The sequence below is a fragment of the Indolivaga alginatilytica genome (assembly GCF_003201355.1).
Classification (GTDB): domain Bacteria; phylum Bacteroidota; class Bacteroidia; order Bacteroidales; family Dysgonomonadaceae; genus Dysgonomonas_A; species Dysgonomonas_A alginatilytica.
Window position 1 is genome coordinate 1 of the sequence record NZ_QICL01000051.1, and the last position, 17,721, is coordinate 17,721.

The 17,721-nt window shown below is 36.8% G+C and carries 16 protein-coding genes; 13 read left to right on the top strand and 3 right to left on the bottom strand.

Features of this window, described 5'->3' with window-relative positions; genetic code table 11:
- The first annotated feature begins 214 nt into the window (after nt 1-214).
- The 3 genes from CLV62_RS20755 to CLV62_RS20765 all read left to right on the top strand — a co-directional run bounded on the left by CLV62_RS20755 (nt 215) and on the right by CLV62_RS20765 (nt 2,172).
- Nucleotides 215-697, top strand: coding sequence for a hypothetical protein (locus tag CLV62_RS20755; RefSeq protein WP_110312687.1), 483 nt, complete (start codon nt 215-217; stop codon nt 695-697).
- 325 nt (nt 698-1,022) lie between these two features.
- Nucleotides 1,023-1,706 carry a helix-hairpin-helix domain-containing protein gene (locus tag CLV62_RS20760; RefSeq protein ID WP_110312688.1) on the top strand — a complete coding sequence of 228 codons (684 nt, stop codon included), beginning with the start codon at nt 1,023-1,025 and terminating at the stop codon, nt 1,704-1,706.
- 31 nt (nt 1,707-1,737) lie between these two features.
- Nucleotides 1,738-2,172, top strand: coding sequence for a hypothetical protein (locus CLV62_RS20765; protein ID WP_110312689.1), 435 nt, complete (start codon nt 1,738-1,740; stop codon nt 2,170-2,172).
- Between the two features lie 100 nt (nt 2,173-2,272).
- Here CLV62_RS20765 and CLV62_RS20770 read toward each other — a convergent pair whose 3' ends face one another.
- Nucleotides 2,273-4,108 (bottom strand): DEAD/DEAH box helicase, encoded by a 1,836-nt coding sequence (locus CLV62_RS20770; protein WP_110312690.1) that lies wholly within the window; start codon nt 4,106-4,108, stop codon nt 2,273-2,275.
- Between the two features lie 504 nt (nt 4,109-4,612).
- Here CLV62_RS20770 and CLV62_RS20775 point away from each other — a divergent pair.
- From CLV62_RS20775 to CLV62_RS20790, 4 genes are all read left to right on the top strand, one after another.
- Nucleotides 4,613-5,659: a bifunctional transcriptional activator/DNA repair enzyme AdaA gene (locus CLV62_RS20775; protein WP_110312691.1), complete on the top strand. Its 1,047-nt coding sequence runs from the start codon at nt 4,613-4,615 to the stop codon at nt 5,657-5,659.
- 154 nt (nt 5,660-5,813) lie between these two features.
- Nucleotides 5,814-6,830, top strand: a complete 1,017-nt coding sequence (locus CLV62_RS20780) for an FKBP-type peptidyl-prolyl cis-trans isomerase (protein WP_110312692.1) — start codon at nt 5,814-5,816, stop codon at nt 6,828-6,830.
- 141 nt (nt 6,831-6,971) lie between these two features.
- On the top strand, nt 6,972-9,623 hold the full coding sequence (locus CLV62_RS20785; protein WP_110312693.1) for a transglutaminase domain-containing protein: 2,652 nt from the start codon (nt 6,972-6,974) through the stop codon (nt 9,621-9,623).
- Between the two features lie 124 nt (nt 9,624-9,747).
- Entirely contained in the window at nt 9,748-10,809 is a 1,062-nt protein-coding gene (locus tag CLV62_RS20790; protein ID WP_110312694.1) for a tyrosine-protein phosphatase, read from the top strand.
- A gap of 119 nt (nt 10,810-10,928) precedes the next feature.
- Here the strand turns inward: CLV62_RS20790 and CLV62_RS20795 are convergent, their stop codons facing one another.
- A complete protein-coding gene (locus tag CLV62_RS20795) occupies nt 10,929-11,357 on the bottom strand; it encodes a helix-turn-helix domain-containing protein (protein WP_110312695.1) in 429 nt (142 codons plus the stop codon).
- Between the two features lie 113 nt (nt 11,358-11,470).
- Here CLV62_RS20795 and CLV62_RS20800 point away from each other — a divergent pair, with 113 nt between their 5' ends.
- Together CLV62_RS20800 and CLV62_RS20805 are read left to right on the top strand one after the other, a co-directional pair.
- Nucleotides 11,471-11,716 carry a hypothetical protein gene (locus CLV62_RS20800; RefSeq protein ID WP_110312696.1) on the top strand — a complete coding sequence of 82 codons (246 nt, stop codon included), beginning with the start codon at nt 11,471-11,473 and terminating at the stop codon, nt 11,714-11,716.
- Between the two features lie 244 nt (nt 11,717-11,960).
- Nucleotides 11,961-12,272, top strand: a complete 312-nt coding sequence (locus tag CLV62_RS20805) for a hypothetical protein (RefSeq protein ID WP_110312697.1) — start codon at nt 11,961-11,963, stop codon at nt 12,270-12,272.
- Nucleotides 12,273-12,455: 183 nt separating this feature from the next.
- On the opposite strand, the gene CLV62_RS20810 is transcribed toward CLV62_RS20805, so the two are convergent.
- The gene (locus CLV62_RS20810; protein ID WP_110312698.1) at nt 12,456-13,961 is read right to left on the bottom strand and encodes a helicase HerA-like domain-containing protein; all 1,506 of its coding nucleotides are present in this window, start codon (nt 13,959-13,961) and stop codon (nt 12,456-12,458) included.
- 420 nt (nt 13,962-14,381) lie between these two features.
- Here CLV62_RS20810 and CLV62_RS20815 point away from each other — a divergent pair, with 420 nt between their 5' ends.
- The 4 genes from CLV62_RS20815 (at nt 14,382) to def (ending at nt 17,477) form a co-directional block, all read left to right on the top strand.
- Nucleotides 14,382-15,071 carry a NigD1/NigD2 family lipoprotein gene (locus tag CLV62_RS20815; protein ID WP_110312699.1) on the top strand — a complete coding sequence of 230 codons (690 nt, stop codon included), beginning with the start codon at nt 14,382-14,384 and terminating at the stop codon, nt 15,069-15,071.
- Between the two features lie 343 nt (nt 15,072-15,414).
- Entirely contained in the window at nt 15,415-16,023 is a 609-nt protein-coding gene (locus CLV62_RS20820; protein WP_110312700.1) for a hypothetical protein, read from the top strand.
- Nucleotides 16,024-16,080: 57 nt separating this feature from the next.
- Complete coding sequence (gene argB, locus CLV62_RS20825; RefSeq protein ID WP_110312701.1) at nt 16,081-16,854, top strand: acetylglutamate kinase; 774 nt, start codon at nt 16,081-16,083, stop codon at nt 16,852-16,854.
- 65 nt (nt 16,855-16,919) lie between these two features.
- Nucleotides 16,920-17,477 carry a peptide deformylase gene (gene def, locus CLV62_RS20830; protein ID WP_110312702.1) on the top strand — a complete coding sequence of 186 codons (558 nt, stop codon included), beginning with the start codon at nt 16,920-16,922 and terminating at the stop codon, nt 17,475-17,477.
- Nucleotides 17,478-17,721: the final 244 nt, after the last annotated feature.

The window sequence follows — 17,721 nt, forward strand, 5'->3', positions numbered from 1 at the left end:
TTTATCAGTTTAAGCTCTTTCTTCTTGGGAATCATAACTGAAAAATAATGGGGATTATTCTTTTAAGTTAATGATTTTCAAGAGATTGAGCAAATAATCAATCGCTTATTTTATTGATTATAAACATTTTAACTAAACAAATCAGCGGAAAAGTTCAACTACTGATTCGCATGAATAATTCAATTTAATTATAAACAATTCAAAGTAAAAAAACATGAAAAAATTTATTTTCGTATTTATTTTATTGGGAATGACTATTTTCTATAATTATGGTCAAACTTATTATTATCAAAAGGTAGCAAAGATTGATGAAAATGGCGTTAAAACCAAAGAAAACGGGGGTATGTATATCACTTTTATCAATAACAAAGACATGTGTTATGAATCAGATAAAGATGGGTATAGAATTAAGAAGTCTTATGGCTATATGGGGTCTATGATGCCTTCTCAAACAAATTGGTATTACATAAAAACTAAAGAGGGAACACATGTTTATCAGCATAAAGATATTTATTCAGATAGCTCTTACTCTCGCTGGCTTGACATTTTTTATTATTTTAATTCCGATTTCAACAAATTGATTCATTGTCATCCCGAAGGTGAGTATGCTGGCATTAAAATGCCATATTGGGCTTATGAATACAAGCGCTCCAATGGCCCGCAAGATGAATATGATGATAATATTCCCGTATTTTAACTGATTATTTATTACATATTACAGACAGAGGTAGTGTCAGCCACAAAAACAGTGCTACCCCATATATTCAGAGTATTCAATTTGAAATTATCGACTATATTGGCATTGCATAAAAAACCTATGTGCGGATTGGCTTAAACATATCGAAAGGGAAACGCCAAAGCGAACTTCTGTTTAATTCTATTAATATAAAGAAAGTTGAACACCGTTTAAAAAGAAAAGAGAAAAAATAATCAAAAAACTTAGGGTCTCAGACCTTTTTGTTATTTGCTATCCATTCAAGATAACTTCGTCTACAACCGATTAACGACTTAACACAAACTGTATGTGGAAATGGAAGAAGGACTTCTTTTATTTTTCGAAAGGTGATAGAATCGCCATTATACTCTTATTGAATCTGATAGTTGTCAGTGGAGGTATTTTTATTTACATGAATAAATTCACGTCTACTGATTCTGTTTATCAAGATCAAAATGAGGAAATACAAAAAGATTTTGTGCAATTCGAAAATGATATGGAGCAGATAGCACCTATTGAAGAAGAAGTTTCAGAAGAAAATAAATTGTCTACTTCGGCAAAACCCACAAAAATCAATAAACAGAAACTTGAGTCGGGTCAAACTACAGATATTAACTCAGCATCTGTTAACACACTTACTCGTATTCCCGGAATAGGAAGTACATTTTCAGAACGTATAATCGAGTATCGGAACTCTTTGGGAGGATTTACTTCTCTTGAACAATTATATGAGGTAAAAGGCGTTACGATCAATAAATTCAGCAAGATATTACCTTACTTGGTAATGCAGAAGAAACATAAGCTAATCCGGATAAATAAGATTCCGGCAGAGCAACTCCTCAGCCATCCTTACTTTGAAGAAAAACAAGTACAAGCTATTGTCGAATTAAGGAAATTGGGTAAGATCAATGATATTTCTAACTTATCCGATAATGAAAATTTTAGTTCAAGAGATATTGAAAGATTATCCGCTTATTTAAGTTTCGATTAAGATATAGAATAATTATTAATACCCAATTATTATGAAAAAAATACTTAACCTATTGCTAATTTTTCCATTTATACTATTCAATTCTTGTAGTAAGGACGATGATAATGGTATTGTAGAAGAGAAGAATCCCGAAATAGAAATAAATGTATTTTATAAAACAAACACTTCATCTCAAATCCATTACGATAATGGAGCCAAAGTATTCATATATTATGATTTCGATCCTTCGAATATTGTACGTTATTCTTATGAAAAGGATGGAAAGCTAGTCAGGGGAGATTCTGCGATTTTTCCTGATCAAACAGCTATAATTGAAAACGATGGAAAAATTATTATCAATCCTAATATTATTGATAAACCGACCACAATCATTGTAGAAAGTAAGTTTTATGAACGCAAATTATCAAGCGGATCTTTCTCATCACTTATTAATGGCGCAAAAATAACTATTTATTTTAATCAATAAGTAACTGTAAGATCAGATCATCAAGCAAAGAAAGCGCATAAACAAAAAGAGCTGTTTCAGATGAAACAGCTCTTTTTTATAATATATATATTTTTCCGAGTTACGAAAATTTAGGTTTGCGACCACCTTTACGGTGTTCTTTTTTATCTCCACCACTTCCATAAGAAGGGTTGCCACCTTCGCGTCTTTTAGGAGCTCTGTCTCCTCCGCCACTACCGCCACCGAAAGAAGGTCTTCTACTACCTTCGCGACGTTCTGCCGGAGCACCACCTTGAGCTTCTTCTACCGAAATACGGCGTCCGTTTTGCTCCTGCCCTTTCAAGCCGCTGATTACTCGTTGAGCATCAGCTTCGGGTACTTCAAAGAATGAGAAGTTAGGCAGTAAATCGATACGACCGATTCTCACTTTTCCGGGAACGAAATCGTTAATCAAGCCCATCAATGTCGCAGGATTAGCATTATCCGTGCGTCCTAAATTGATGAATAAGCGAGCGTAACCTTTTTCTGCTCCTCGAGAACCACCGTTGCCTCTCGATTCAAAACGGTCTTCTCCTCTTCTGCTGTTACGAGACGTCATTCCTCTATCGTCACGACTGTTATATCTGTCTGATGGAGCTTCTATATCGTCTGCCTCACGGTAATAATCGATCAAACGATTAAATTCCATAGAAACAACACGTTTGATGATGTCTTCTTTTTCAAGCCATTCTAAACGGCGATATATTGAAGGTAAAAGGCGGGCAATTTCGTCCTCGTTTACTTTTACTTTTTCGATTTTATCTGCAAAGCTCAACAATTGTTTTTCGCAAATCTCATCTCCCGAAGGAACTGTAGCTGCTTCAAACTTCTTGTTCATTATTTTTTCGATCTCACGGATTTTTCCTTTTTCTTTCACGTGTGCAATAGCAATCGAGATACCTGTTTTTCCGGCACGACCTGTACGACCACTACGGTGGTTATAAGATTCGATATCGTCAGGTAAACCATAATTGATTACGTGAGTCAAACTATCCACATCCAAACCACGGGCAGCAACGTCTGTTGCAATCAATAACTGGATGTTATGCATACGGAATTTCTGCATTACATAATCACGTTGCGATTGAGAAAGATCTCCGTGTAATGAATCTGCGCTATAACCGTCCTGTATCAATTTGTCTGCAATTTCCTGAGTCTCGCGACGAGTACGACAGAAAACGATACCATATATACTTGGATTATAGTCAGCAATACGTTTAAGTGCAAGATATTTATCTTTTGCATGTACCATGTAATATACATGCTTTACATTGACAGAACCTTCGTTCTTACGACCGATTGTAATATCTTTAGGTTCACGCATGTATTTTTTCGTAATCTTTGCAATTTCGTTAGGCATAGTAGCCGAGAAAAGCAACATAGAACGAGTATCGGGCACTTTAGAAAGAATCTCATCGATACTTTCGGTAAATCCCATGTTCAACATTTCGTCAGCCTCATCCAATACAACGTATTTGATGTTTTCAAGATCAACAGTTCTTCTGTTGATCAAGTCGATAAGACGGCCGGGAGTAGCAACAATAACTTGTACACCACGTCTCAATGTCTTAATTTGGCTGTCAATACTTGAACCTCCATATACAGGAAGTACTCTCAAGTTGTCAATATATTTAGAATAATCAGCTAGATCGCCCGCTATTTGCAAACAAAGTTCACGCGTAGGAGCTAATATCAATGCTTGTGGTACATTTTTCTTTACATCTACTTTTTGTAGAAGAGGAAGCCCGAAAGCTGCTGTTTTACCTGTTCCGGTTTGTGCTAATGCTATAACATCTCTAACCTCGTCCAATAAATAAGGAATCACTTCCTCTTGTACGGGCATCGGACTTTCATAACCCATTTCTTCGATCGCTCTACGGATTTCCGGAGCAACACCTAATTCTTCAAATGTCTTCATTAAATATTTTTAGAAAATTTGCTGTGGAAGCAATTATTCTGTCCTCTGCCACCATTTTACATACGACTAAGAAAAGAGAGAAATAATTGATCCCCATGTTTTAATTCATATTCCTATCAGGAAAGCCATCCACTCTCACAAGTTTAAATTTTCCTTCAATTACGTTCTTAACGGAATATAGACCCTTAGCCCTGTTATCTTTGTGATAGATAATTTTGTTTTACGATTCTCTTTGTAGTAAATTGAAAGAATCTTTATTCGTCTAAAACGCTGCAAAGGTAACAATTTATTTTTGATATATGCATAACTTTGATATATAATCGTATACAGACTCCTAAAAATAAATAATAGGAGCAAAAAACATACATTCCGCAATGATAGCTCATTATCGTTACTACACTTACCAAAGCAACAAAAAGGTCTGTGACACAAAAATAGTTGTCAATTTTTCGGTTGTAGTCTTCATTTACTAATTATACTTTTGAACAAGAAAAACTTACTATAATGAAAGACGATACTATATACTACAAAGCTCTGATCGAGAAAGATAAATCTTTCGAAGGAATATTCATTGTCGGAGTAAAAACGACAGGGATATTTTGCCGCCCCACCTGTACCGCACGTAAGCCTAAACAGGAAAATGTAGAGTTCTTCGCTACAACCAAAGATGCCATTTTGAAAGGATACAGACCTTGCAAAGTATGTCATCCGATGGAAAATCCAGGAGATACTCCCGAATACATAAACCAAATAATGAAATTATTGGAAGATGACCCGAGTGTCAAACTAAAGGATTATGATTTGAGACAGATGGGAATAGAACCAAGTACCATCCGACGATGGTTCCAGAAAAACCATCAGATTACTTTCCATGCTTATCAGAGGTTGCATAAATTAAATACGGCATTCAAAAAATACCAGACCGGAACGAGTGTTACAGATACTGCCTTCGATTCGGGATACGAGTCTTTAAGCGGATTCAATGAATCTTTTAAAAAAGTATTCGGAGTCTCGCCCTCAAAAAGTAAAAGCCGGAGCATTGTTGATATAATGCGAATCGAAACGCCCCTAGGCACCATGGTTGCCTGTGCCACTGATAAGGGCATCTGTCTTTTAGAGTTTACTGATCGAAAAATGCTGGAAACCGAACTAAAACATCTGGCAAAATCCCTAAACGCAACTATTGTACAGGGACACAACCCACATTTTGAATTACTGAAAGAAGAATTAACCGGATATTTCGAGAGAAATCTAAAAGAGTTTACTGTTCCGCTCGACACAGTGGGAACCGATTTTCAGAAAGAGGTATGGCAAATGCTTATGAAAATACCTTATGCAAGTACAGTATCTTACCTGCAACAAGCACAAGCCATTGGCAAACCCGCAGCAGTAAGAGCAGTAGCCAATGCAAATGGAATGAATAAGATATCAATCATTATACCTTGTCATAGAGTAATAGGTACGGATGGCTCCCTAACCGGATACGGTGGTGGTTTGTGGCGTAAGAAAAGGTTGTTGGATTTGGAGAAAAAAATCCCGATACAACCATAAGAATATCTTATTTCGATGCAATAAATAGAATAGTTGATAAAAAATATCTATTTTTATTTTCTAAATTAAAAATGGTTCGTCTCTACATTTGGCGAAGCACATTATAGTTGGATAATTTAACAATAAATAGTTATACTTTACTCAATCATTCAAAATGAAAAAGATCTTTCTATCAGCTTTACTACTAGCATCTATAAGCACTTCTGTAGTGTATGCGAAAAAAAACAAAAAAGAAGCAGTTAAACAAATTAACCCCGTTTCTTTACAAACAGCAAACGACTCTATTTTATATGCTTATGGAGTAAGCCTTGCCGAGCAAGGTCTTGAACAATATCTGGTACAGTTGAACGTAATAACTGATACTGCAGCAATAAGCTCAGAGTATAACGCTCTGATAGCTAATGCTGCCACACCCGAAGAAAAAGTGAGGTTAAACAACGAACTGAGTTCTAAATTAGATTCCGCTGTTGTAAGCAATACTCAAAATATTGAAATGCTTCTTAAAGGTATCGGAGAACGCTTTCAGGCAGTAGCAGAAAAAAACTTTGCATACGGTAAAGGTCTGGAAGTGGGTGATCAACTAAACAGAATGACTGCCGAATTCTCAAAACAAGTACTGGGTAATGACGAATCGGCAGAACTAAATAAACAAGCGATTCTGTTAGGTTTAACAAATGCGATTAAAAAAGAACCTATACTTATTGCTAACAGCAACGAAATGGTTCAAAACAGAATAAATGCTTTACAAGAAAGAGAGCAGGAAGGAAAAAAACTAGCCAATGCCGAGAAAATTGCAGCAGGTGAAAAATTTATGGCTGAAAATTCAACGAAAGAAGGTGTAGTAACTCTTCCTAGCGGACTTCAATACAAAGTGATTACACAAGGTACAGGAGCTATTCCCACAGCCGGAGACCAAGTAAAAGTACACTATCACGGAACTTTAACTGACGGAACAGTATTCGACAGCAGTGTAGATCGTGGCGAACCTATCACATTTGGCGTTACACAAGTAATACCGGGATGGACTGAAGCTCTGCAAATGATGCCTGTAGGTTCTAAATGGATACTTTATATTCCTTACGATCTGGCTTACGGCGACAGAGACGGAGGACCTATACCTGCTTATTCCAACCTGATATTTGAAGTAGAACTTCTTGATATAGAGAAATAAGGTCTCAGACCTTTTTATAGCTTTGGCAGAGGCGTATAATTATACGCCCTTCCGAAAATGGGTGAAAGATTTTTCACCCTTATATACATTCATTCTCTATAGAATTTGAACGGTTACTTATTCATCTCAATACAGATACCCATGAAGAAAAGAATTTTTAGTGTACTTACCTTAAGTTTCGCATTGGTCTGTGCATCATTTGGTCAAACAACAAACGATCACTCTGCGTATTCTCAGCAAGTACACAAACAGTTTCTGGCAAGAAAAGAATTAGCAACAAGCCGCAATCAGGCTTTATTCGATGTATTCAATCAGAAACTCACTACTCAGGAAAAAGAAGCTTTAGAGTTTTTATATGCATATATGCCCCTGTCAGATCTGGCCGATTACAATGGTGAGTTTTATTTAAATCAGGTACGAACAGCATTTAAGGCTCGCGAATATTTTGATTGGGGTAAAACGATACCCGAAGATATATTCCGTCATTTCGTACTGGTGTACCGTGTAAATAACGAAAATCTGGATAATGCCCGTGAAGTATTCTTCGACGAGCTTAAAGATAGAGTTAAGGGCATGACCATGGAGCAAGCCGCTCTGGAAGTAAACCACTGGTGCCACGAAAAGGTAAACTACCGTGCAACAGACGGACGTACCTCTGCCCCACTCGCTCTGGTGCGTACAGCATGGGGACGTTGTGGCGAAGAATCTACCTTCACTACTATGGCGATGCGTTCGGTAGGTATTCCTGCCCGTCAATGTTATACCCCACGCTGGGCACATACCGATGACAATCATGCTTGGGTGGAAGTGTGGATAGACGGTAAATGGAACTATCTCGGTGCCTGTGAGCCTGAGCCCGAATTAAACGTAGGATGGTTCAGCGGACCTGCAAAAAGAGCTATGATGGTACATACCAATGTATTTGGTGTATATAACGGAAAAGAAGAAAAGAACCTTCAGGCAGATCTCTATTCAGTCATCAACCTCTTGTCTAATTACACCGAAACCCGTAGAGCAAAAGTAAAAGTAGTTGACAAAAACGGTAAAGCGGTAGAAGGTGCAACAGTTAAGTTCAATGTATATAATTATGCGGAATTCTATCCGATAACTACATATACAACTAAAGCTGACGGACAGGCATCTGTTATTACGGGAAAGGGAGATTTGTTAGTATGGGCAACCGACGGAACTAACTACGGTTATGTAAAATCGGAACCCGACAGTCCCGAATTAACAATCGTACTGGACAAAACAGCAGGAAAAACCTATCAGGAAACATTTGTCATAAATCCTCCTGTTCCTCAGAAGATAAAAGAACTTTCTCCCGAAAAAATCGCAGCTAATGCCGTACGTCTGGCCTATGAAGACTCACTGAGAAATGCTTACATGAAAACCTTCATAAACGAAACAGATGCACGTAAATTTGCTGCGGATAATGGTCTGAATGCAGACGATACATGGAAATATCTGGAAATGTCGCAAGGCAACTGGCGGGATGTAAAAGATTTCATGCAGCAAGAAAAAAATAATACTTACCTGTTCCCTTATCTTGCTTCACTCACAGCCAAAGATGTAAGAGATACTCCATGTGAATACCTTTTAAGCCACCTTCGTTTAGGAGAAAAATCCGGATTTGAGACAACCATACCTAAGGATATGGTCGCAGGTTCTGTTTTCTCACCTCGTATATCCAGAGAGTTAATCAGACCTTGGAGACCATTCTTACAAGAGCAAATTGATGCACAATATCCTACAGAGGCAAGAGCCACCATAGAGCAAATCGTCAACTATATAAACAGCAATGTTACACTTGATGAGATTGAGAATTATTATAAATGCCCCATATCGCCTCAGGGAGCAGTAGAATTGGGTCGTGCGGATAAAGAATCACGTAACGGATTATTTGTTGCTATTTGTCGTGCGGAAGGTATTGCTGCCCGTATCGAACCGGCAACATCACGTCCTCAATATTATACGAACGGAGAATGGATCAATGTAAACCTGAACGACGAATCGGAAGCACAATACCCGAAAGGGACTATAGTATTCAATAATTCGGATTCTAACATTGTTAAACCGGCATATTCGAGTCATTACACCATTGCCAAATTTGTGGACGGAGATTTTCTGACTCTTGATTTCGAAGGAGATGCCGCCTTAAAAACTCTTCCGGGACAAGTTTCGGTCGATGCCGGATATTATCGCCTTATCATAGGCAGCCGTGCCAATGACGGTTCTGTAACCACAGATATCAAATATTTCACATTGAACGAAGGCGAAACAAAAACTTTGGACATAGTTCTGCCTAAAACCGAAGGTCGTATTCAGATACAAGGAATTGTGGACATGAACAGCCGTATAACACTACCGAACGGCACCGAAACATCTTTGAAATTGATCGCTAACGGAAAAGGTATAATCATCTGCTTTGCAGACCCCGACAAAGAACCTACCAAGCACGTTCTTCAGGATATTCCTAATCAACAAGCCGAATTAAATGAATGGGGCGGAGGTGTACTCTTCTTAGTACCCGACGATAAAGTAAGCAAAGCTTTTGATGCATCGGTATTCAAGAATCTGCCTAAGCAATCGGTTTGGGGAGTTGATAATAATCGTGGATTGTTAAATGCTATAACAAGTGCCTTGCAAATAGAGTTTTCGAACAATTTTCCTTTAACAATTTATTTATCCGACATAGGAGGTATATTATATTCTTCCGAAGGCTATCAAATTGGTATTCCGGAAAATATATTGAAGACAATAAATGCCGAAGCAGCCACTAAAAATCCATAAGATTTATAGAAAAGCACTGAGTTGTTTTAAATAATCATAAAATAAGAAGGATGAAAGGTTAATCGCTTTCATCCTTCTCTATTTTTTAATAAATTGGCATCCTTGTTGAGTCAGTAAAAGAAGCATGATTAAAGATATAACCTCATTTTTTATATTTAGCTCCCTGCTAATTACCACAGGATGTACCAAACATCCTGATATCTATTACTATTGCGATAGGGATAGGGCAGGTAACTATGTCTTAAAGTGGGAAGTATCGCCAACTTCACCGGAAGATAAGATTAAAATATACATGTCGGACAACGATTCGGTATTTTCGGAGCCTCCCGTGATGGAAACTATGGTAAGCGATTATGTGGCACATATACCTGTACAAGACTCATTGACCAGAAAATTCTTCCGTTTAAAAGTAAATAAAACATTCTCGGGAATTATCTCAAATCATGTTTTCAGGATGGATAACATGCAGAACCTGCGCGATTTGGGCGGATACTTTACAACTGAAAAGAGACAGGTAAAATGGGGCAGAATTTTCCGTTCGGGAGATTTATCCGAAATTACCAATAAAGACTATAAGATTATAGAATCCCTTGGCATAAAAACAATCATAGATTTCAGAGATGTGGGAGAATACGAGAATTCACCCGACTTATATACAGCCCCCAAGATGCTTCATTTGCCCATAGCTTCGGGAAACAGAGCATATATAAGGGATAAAATTCTGGACGGTACTTTCTATAGAGGAGATGCGATACTCTTCACTCAGGATATGTACAGAACTATGGTTGAAAAGTATTCAGAAGAATATGCACGTTTCTTTGAAGTTCTCAGCGATAAAAATAATTATCCGATTCTCTATCATGGTTTCTTGGGTAAAGACCGCACAGGGCTTGCAAGCTATTTCCTTCTTCGGGCTTTGGGAATACCTAACGATGCCAACGAAGACGATTATTTATTATCGAATCTATACATCAGCGAACAAATGGTAATGGGTGAAGCCAGATATTTACCCGAACAAATGCAGGAAGCTGCAACTGTTGTATGCAAGGCTGATATATCCTATCTGAGATATGCAATATCGTGTATGGAAAACAAGAGTGGATCTGTTGATAAATATATGGAACAGGAACTTAGATTGACCGAGGCTAAGAAAAAGAAATTAAGGGAAATATTACTCTACAAATAAAGGTCTTATACGTTTTTCATCCTCTGGTTAGCGTAACAATTATAATCAGTCATATAATTAACGTTATATGCAATAGATGCTATATCTCAAATTTCTAGTTTTATCGGATAGAAACTCTATCACTTATCATAAGGAGGCACGATAACTTTTCCACTTATAAACATCTCAATAATGCTCTGCTTGTCTCTGTTTTCTAATTTAAGAGATTCGTTATGATCTTTTAATTCATTTATATACTCTTCCCGAAAATAATTAGAAGAACTGCTACCTTCGGCAACAACCGATTGAATAGATATATTTTCAGGATAGGGTTTATACGAATCTGCCTCATCAATAAACATATTTCCATTACCTGTTAACAACCAATGCAGGTTTACATTGGGGAATTTTTCCCATATTTTGAAAATATTTTTGCATCCCGTATCAGTTCCCTTATTAATTACTTTCGCAAGAGTCTTTCTTGAGACTCCGATATGATCCTCAAAAGAAGTGATATTTTTAGCTCCCAAAGCAATTATCAAAGAATTAAGCCTCTCTCCAAATGCCATAAAATATTTTTTAGTAAAATTTTACCCTATTCTTGATTTTTAGTGATAATTTTCCTACATTTGCATTATCATTAACTTTACAGGTTACAAAAGTAACCAAATTCGTGAATATTATGGCTATAGAAAAGAAATACTACTCTTTTACTCCGGGATTAGAGCTATTATCAAAATCTGATTATAGTAAAATTCAGGGCGATATTATCATTTTTTTAGGCTGTTCAAAACAAGACTATTACCGAAAGAGAGCTTGTTACATAAATATACCCGCTCACGTGAAAGAAGGGATTGAATCGATATTTAATAAATATAATATTAATGACATTCGCCAGATTTGGGAAATAAAGGATTCTGACGAATAGTATTTTTTAATCTATCCCTGTTAAAATTGGAGAAAAATATTAGTTTATAATTAAAGACGGTATAACTATTTAACTCTATATTTAAAGTCTGAGATCTTTTTATTGTTTCGGCAGGTAAAACAACCATAGTTAATTATAATATCAAATAGTTGAAATTACTTATTCGGTTTAAACAAACTTTATTAAATGACATTAACCAAGAAATAAAAAGGTAAGAATACTAAGAACACAAAACTAACACTTTATGAGATCCCGAATACAAGTCGTTTACAATGAGGCATCTATCATCATAGACTCAGACAAAACATTTATATCTTTCGATCACCGATATGCAGCAAAAGGCTACCCTATACCCTGCGAACTGTTTATTAAGCCTGATTACGATGTGATCGACAGCATCGAGTCAACAGGCATTGTAAGGGTCGATTCTGACTTTACCCGCTATTGTTCGGAATATGAGGTATACAGGATTCTGTTAGTACCTCAACCGGGATATTCCGACAAAAAAATGATCCAAGTATTTTCTGACTTACTTAGAGAGTTAAATCTCACGTAATTATTAAAAACAGTTTTTTTTATATCAATCAATCAACCGGAAAAACTACCTGAAAGCGTTTAGGTAGTTTTTCTATATTTATACCATTACAATTAAGTAAATGAAAGTATTTAATGATATACTTTCGAATCATAACAGACTATTACTGCTCTGCTTAGCAAAGCAATAAAAAGGTCTAAGACCTTACTTCCTACTCCTTTTTCCTCCAAATAAAGATTTAGCAACTTCACGTACAACAGGAGCCAACAAAGTTGTTGCCAATGCACCCCAAAGCTTAGAACGCTGTTTGGATGCCTGCTGATCGGCTTTTTCCTGAGCACGCTGTGCTTTCTCCTGCTCTTTACGATTCAGTTCATCCAGTTTTGCCTGCTCCTTTGTATCCTTTTCCTGCTGAATAGTCTTGAGACGGGCTGAGAGTATTTCATAAGCAGATTCCCGATCGATGGTTTCTCCATAATGACGATATAGTAACGACCCTTCTATTAGTGACTTTCGCTCATCTGAAGTAACAGGTCCTATTTGCCCTTCCGGTGGAAGAATAAACGCCCTGTCAACAGGTTGCGGAGCTCCTTTTTCATCCAAAAAAGAAATGAGAGCTTCACCCGTTTCTAACTCCGAGATAACTTTCTCTGTATCAAATTTAGGATTGGCTCTGAAACTCTGTGCTGCAACTTTCACCGCCTTCTGATCTTTTGGAGTATATGCCCTCAAAGCATGTTGAATACGATTCCCCAATTGAGCCAGTATCGAATCGGGTATATCCGCCGGGCTTTGGGTTACGAAGTACACCCCTACCCCTTTTGAGCGGATCAGCCTTACGACCTGCTCCACCTTATCTACTAAAGCTTTGGGAGCATCGCTGAAAAGAAGATGCGCCTCATCAAAAAAGAATACCAGTTTGGGTTTCTCCGGATCTCCTATTTCGGGAAGAACATCAAATAACTTAGTCATCATCCATAGCAAAAAGGTTGAGTAGACTTTAGGTGCGTTCATCAGTTTATCGGCAGCAAGTATATTAACAACCCCTTTATTACCATTTGTTTGCAGCAGATCATCCAGATTGAGATTGGGCTCTCCGAAAAACTTATCTGCCCCATCTTGTTCCAACTGGAGAAGTCCTCTCTGTATTGCGCCTATACTCGCAGTCGATATATTTCCATAATTAGTAGTGAAAGAGGCACTGTTATTGCCGACATATTCGATTATCTTCTGTAAATCTTTCAAATCGATCAATTCCAACGATTCATCTTTAGCTACTTTAAAGATAAGACTCAAAACTGCACTTTGTGTATCATTGAGAGACAACAAACGGCTAAAAAGAAGAGCTCCCATATCGGCAACCGTTGCACGAACAGGCACTCCCTGCTCTCCGAATACATCCCAAAACTGAACAGGGAATTCCTGAAATTCGAAACCTTTATCATTCAGATGATAAGATTCTACCCTTTTTATAACACTTTCTTTATTCCCTCCCGACTTTGAAACACCCGACAGGTCTCCTTTAATATCGGCTGCAAAAACAGGAACTCCCATTTTACTGAATGTTTCTGCCAGATTTTGAAGTGTCACGGTTTTTCCCGTACCTGTTGCACCCGTAATCAAACCATGACGATTAGCCATTTTAGAGTTCAGAATAATTTCTTTATCTCCCGATAGAGCTATTAGAGCATTTTTATCACTATCAAACATATCTTTGTCTCAATTTGTTATAAATTCCATATTCAAATAAGAGAGCCTCAAAAGTAAAATAGCATACAAAATAAAAGAGTTTTGTTCTGTTATTATACTGCTTTTGAGACAGTGCCATTTTTATATTAATAACGTATTAGTAGGTACTTATGTTCTTTTGAGGACTGATAAACAAAACATGGAGAGCAAAAACAGGAACTCGTTACTTTGTTGCCGAATCACGCTAAAAAAAGACTTTTTCATCCAAAATTAGGATAAGCACATTTTCGAGAATGGTATTAAGCCAAACACATGATAATATTTTATTCAAAAAGTAAGCTAAATCGTGTTTTTTATAAGATTTTCACATATATTAAATGCAGCAATCTATAATTAACTGCATCTACAAAATAGAAAAAAGAATAAGGAGGATTTTGAACAATGAAAACAATAAGATATAGTTTAATTTTTTTAGTAGGGTTACTTACAACTTTCGCTTTCAGCTCATGTACAAATGATGATGGTTATAGTTTAGATAAATACATGGTAGAAATAGCTACCGTTAACTCCATAGACAGTACTGCCGGCACTTATTATCTCACCTTAGATAATGGTGAAACTTTGTGGCCTGTGAGTTCTGCTCCGCATTTTGTACCCAAAAGTAATCAGAGAGTTCTTGTGAATTTTACTTTATTATCTGATAAGATAGGAGAATATGACCACTATGCCAGAATAAATCAGATACAGAATATTTTAACCAAAAATGTAGTTGACTTAACTTCCGAAAATGAAAAAGAAATAGGAAACGACCCGATAAAATTACTGTCTCTATGGACAGGCGATAACTATCTGAATATTCGTTTTGGATATAATACGGGAGGAGAGATATCTCATTCTATTAATTTAGTCAGAAACAAATTGGATGAAGCACCAATCTCTAAAGATGGTGCAATTATTTTGGAATTCAGACATAATAAAAATGGTGATCCCGAAAGATACGGTGTCAACAGTTATGTAGCTTTCGATCTGAGACCTTTTAAGGCAGAAAACAAAGATTCGATAAAATTTATTATCAAAGTCTTAGACTTCGGTAATGCAACTAAAGAGTATCCGATAACTTATAAGTATTAAGGTCGAAGACCTTTTTATTGCAAGGTTGGGCATAACAAAAACAAACAGTTATGGTGACAGAGCATTGCATTAAATAGTTAGCGTTACTAATAAAAATACAAATTGCAAATTTACCTGTATGAAATAAAACAGGTATTTTGATAATTACTTTTTGATTTTCCTGGAAAAGAGATCCCTGTGAAGAGATCTCTTTTTTGTTTCTATGCCTGAAAAATAGATAGCTAACCACACTCTTTACAATTATTATTTGTAAAATTAGAAACTGACTAGTTATATTTGTAACTGCAACTGGGTTTGCAATTACAATAAAAACAGGTCGAAGACCTTAAAAGAAAATGTCATCATGAAAAAGGTTATCATCTCATTACTTATACTATCTGTGGGTTTTGCATGTAATAGTGCCCCAACTAAAGATATATCAGTTTCCGAATCCGAAAAAGGCACTATTTCCACCGTAGAGGAAAAAAAAGATACAATACAAAAAAACAAACCATCACAAGAGTCCTTAGCTCATTATTTTGATAAAGAAGGAGAATGGATTCAGATCAAAAATGCACTTTCAGCCGATCAGGCAGGTATATATGTCTATTTTCAAGCTCCTGACGATGTTGCGAGAAACCTCAGGGTACGTATCCAATATGGAGATGCGAGTGTATATAAATTCAGTATTGACGGAGAATCATATTCCTATAAAGCAAACCGCTCGAAAGGCTCTGATAACCGATTTGTAGAAGGAGCATCATTCAGCTGGTACGACAATGATGTGAAGAATAAAGATTTGAAATTCTTACAAGCTCTTAGCAATGGCAGAAATTGTCAAGTAATATTGAACGATGGCTCTTCTTTCACCATAAGCAACGAAACCAAAACAGGAATAAAGAGAACCCTCGATTATTTTGAGGCTCTGGACGGATTACTACCTAAAACCAATATGGTAAATATCAGAAGATAATCACTCTCAGTCGCATAACTTTAAACACCTCACCCAGATAAATTTATATACCCAAATATGGCATTAAATAAACTTACAATTATAAAAGTAGGCGGTAAAATTGTTGAAGAAGAAGATACCCTTAAACAACTACTTCACGATTTTTCTACAATAGAAGGCTCTAAAATACTGGTACACGGAGGCGGCAGATCGGCAACCAAATTAGCCGAACGCCTTGGTATAGAAAGTAAAATGGTGGACGGAAGGCGTATTACCGACAGCGAAACTCTACAAGTGGTGACTATGGTATATGGCGGACTGGTAAATAAAAATATTGTAGCAGGTTTACAATCTCTTGGGGTCAATGCTCTTGGATTGACAGGAGCCGATATGGACATAATCCGTTCCGAAAAACGTCCTGTTAAAGATATTGATTATGGTTTTGTTGGTGATGTAAAGAAAGTAAAAGCGGATGTTTTGAAACTTCTGATCGATCAGGGTATTGTACCTATTGTAGCACCTCTTTCGCATGACGGGAAAGGTCATATGCTAAATACGAATGCCGATACTATGGCAGCCGAAACAGCTCAGGCAATGTCAGAATATTATGATGTAAGCCTCGTATATTGTTTCGAGAAAAAAGGCGTACTGATGGATGAGCACGATGACGACAGCGTAATACCGCAATTAGATAAGGCCAGCTATCAAAAATACGTACAGGAGGGCATCATACAGGGAGGAATGCTTCCTAAGCTCGAAAATGCCTTCAAATCAATAGAAAAAGGAGTGAGCGAAGTTGTCATTACACAAGCTTCCGAAATCGGCAAAGGTAAAGGGACAACCATTATTTAGCATTCCTTAATATGAAACTTTCCACCATCTTACTAATAGGTTTAACCCTCTTTTCTGTAAAAAGTATGGCACAATTTACTCAAGAAGAAAAAAATCTGATAAACAATGGAACACCGGAAACTCCATTTCGGGTTCTGACGATTACAGATCAGCAAGATTCTATTTTTTTGCGACAAAAATGTTCTGCTATTGAAAATAGCAACGGGTCGAAAGACCTTCAATTACTTATTGACCGTCTCAAAGCAACTATGGCTTTTGAGGAAGGAGTAGGCATTGCTGCACCGCAAGTAGGAATAGCTAAAAACTTATTCCTGTTTACTCGTATCGACCAACCCGACTATCCTGTTATAGTGGCTATTAACCCAAAAATAGTAAACCATCCGCAAGAAACTATCTGCTTTGAGCGCGATGGTTGCCTGTCGATTCCTGATGTTAGCGGAAATTCGATCCGTTATCCTTGGGTTGACGTGGAATATACAGACGAAAACGGGAATCTGGTACAAGAACGATTAGAAGGCTATTCGCGTGAAACCGATTTTACAGGGATTGTCTTTCAACACGAGTTCGATCACTTGCAAGGCATTCTCTTTATTGATAAACTTTGCCCCGAGGACAAAGAATAAATCAGTGGTTGAAAAGTTCTACTATAAAGACTCATTAGTTACAAAAAGTAAACAATAAAGTAACAAATGAGTGACTAATAAGTGTCACTTTTGATATATTTATAAGATTTTGAAAATCAAATAGTAAGTATTTAAAAGGTGACAAAAGTCTAAGTACATGACAAAAATTTTATAGGATTTGTATTTATCTGACAATAAGGGTTTAACAACCATTGTGCTATATTGTCTAGTCCATACTTAAAGA

Bases quoted from the DNA above. Each gene is read 5' to 3' on its own strand.
- CLV62_RS20760 (WP_110312688.1), top strand. From the start codon at position 1,023: ATGTGGAAATGGAAGAAGGACTTCTTTTATTTTTCGAAAGGTGATAGA.
- CLV62_RS20800 (WP_110312696.1), top strand. From the start codon at position 11,471: ATGGCTATAGAAAAGAAATACTACTCTTTTACTCCGGGATTAGAGCTA.
- CLV62_RS20820 (WP_110312700.1), top strand. From the start codon at position 15,415: ATGAAAAAGGTTATCATCTCATTACTTATACTATCTGTGGGTTTTGCA.
- CLV62_RS20805 (WP_110312697.1), top strand. From the start codon at position 11,961: ATGAGATCCCGAATACAAGTCGTTTACAATGAGGCATCTATCATCATA.
- def (WP_110312702.1), top strand. From the start codon at position 16,920: ATGGCACAATTTACTCAAGAAGAAAAAAATCTGATAAACAATGGAACA.
- CLV62_RS20765 (WP_110312689.1), top strand. From the start codon at position 1,738: ATGAAAAAAATACTTAACCTATTGCTAATTTTTCCATTTATACTATTC.
- CLV62_RS20790 (WP_110312694.1), top strand. From the start codon at position 9,748: ATGATTAAAGATATAACCTCATTTTTTATATTTAGCTCCCTGCTAATT.
- argB (WP_110312701.1), top strand. From the start codon at position 16,081: ATGGCATTAAATAAACTTACAATTATAAAAGTAGGCGGTAAAATTGTT.
- CLV62_RS20810 (WP_110312698.1), bottom strand. From the start codon at position 13,961: ATGTTTGATAGTGATAAAAATGCTCTAATAGCTCTATCGGGAGATAAA.
- CLV62_RS20770 (WP_110312690.1), bottom strand. From the start codon at position 4,108: ATGAAGACATTTGAAGAATTAGGTGTTGCTCCGGAAATCCGTAGAGCG.
- CLV62_RS20815 (WP_110312699.1), top strand. From the start codon at position 14,382: ATGAAAACAATAAGATATAGTTTAATTTTTTTAGTAGGGTTACTTACA.
- CLV62_RS20780 (WP_110312692.1), top strand. From the start codon at position 5,814: ATGAAAAAGATCTTTCTATCAGCTTTACTACTAGCATCTATAAGCACT.
- CLV62_RS20795 (WP_110312695.1), bottom strand. From the start codon at position 11,357: ATGGCATTTGGAGAGAGGCTTAATTCTTTGATAATTGCTTTGGGAGCT.
- CLV62_RS20755 (WP_110312687.1), top strand. From the start codon at position 215: ATGAAAAAATTTATTTTCGTATTTATTTTATTGGGAATGACTATTTTC.
- CLV62_RS20775 (WP_110312691.1), top strand. From the start codon at position 4,613: ATGAAAGACGATACTATATACTACAAAGCTCTGATCGAGAAAGATAAA.
- CLV62_RS20785 (WP_110312693.1), top strand. From the start codon at position 6,972: ATGAAGAAAAGAATTTTTAGTGTACTTACCTTAAGTTTCGCATTGGTC.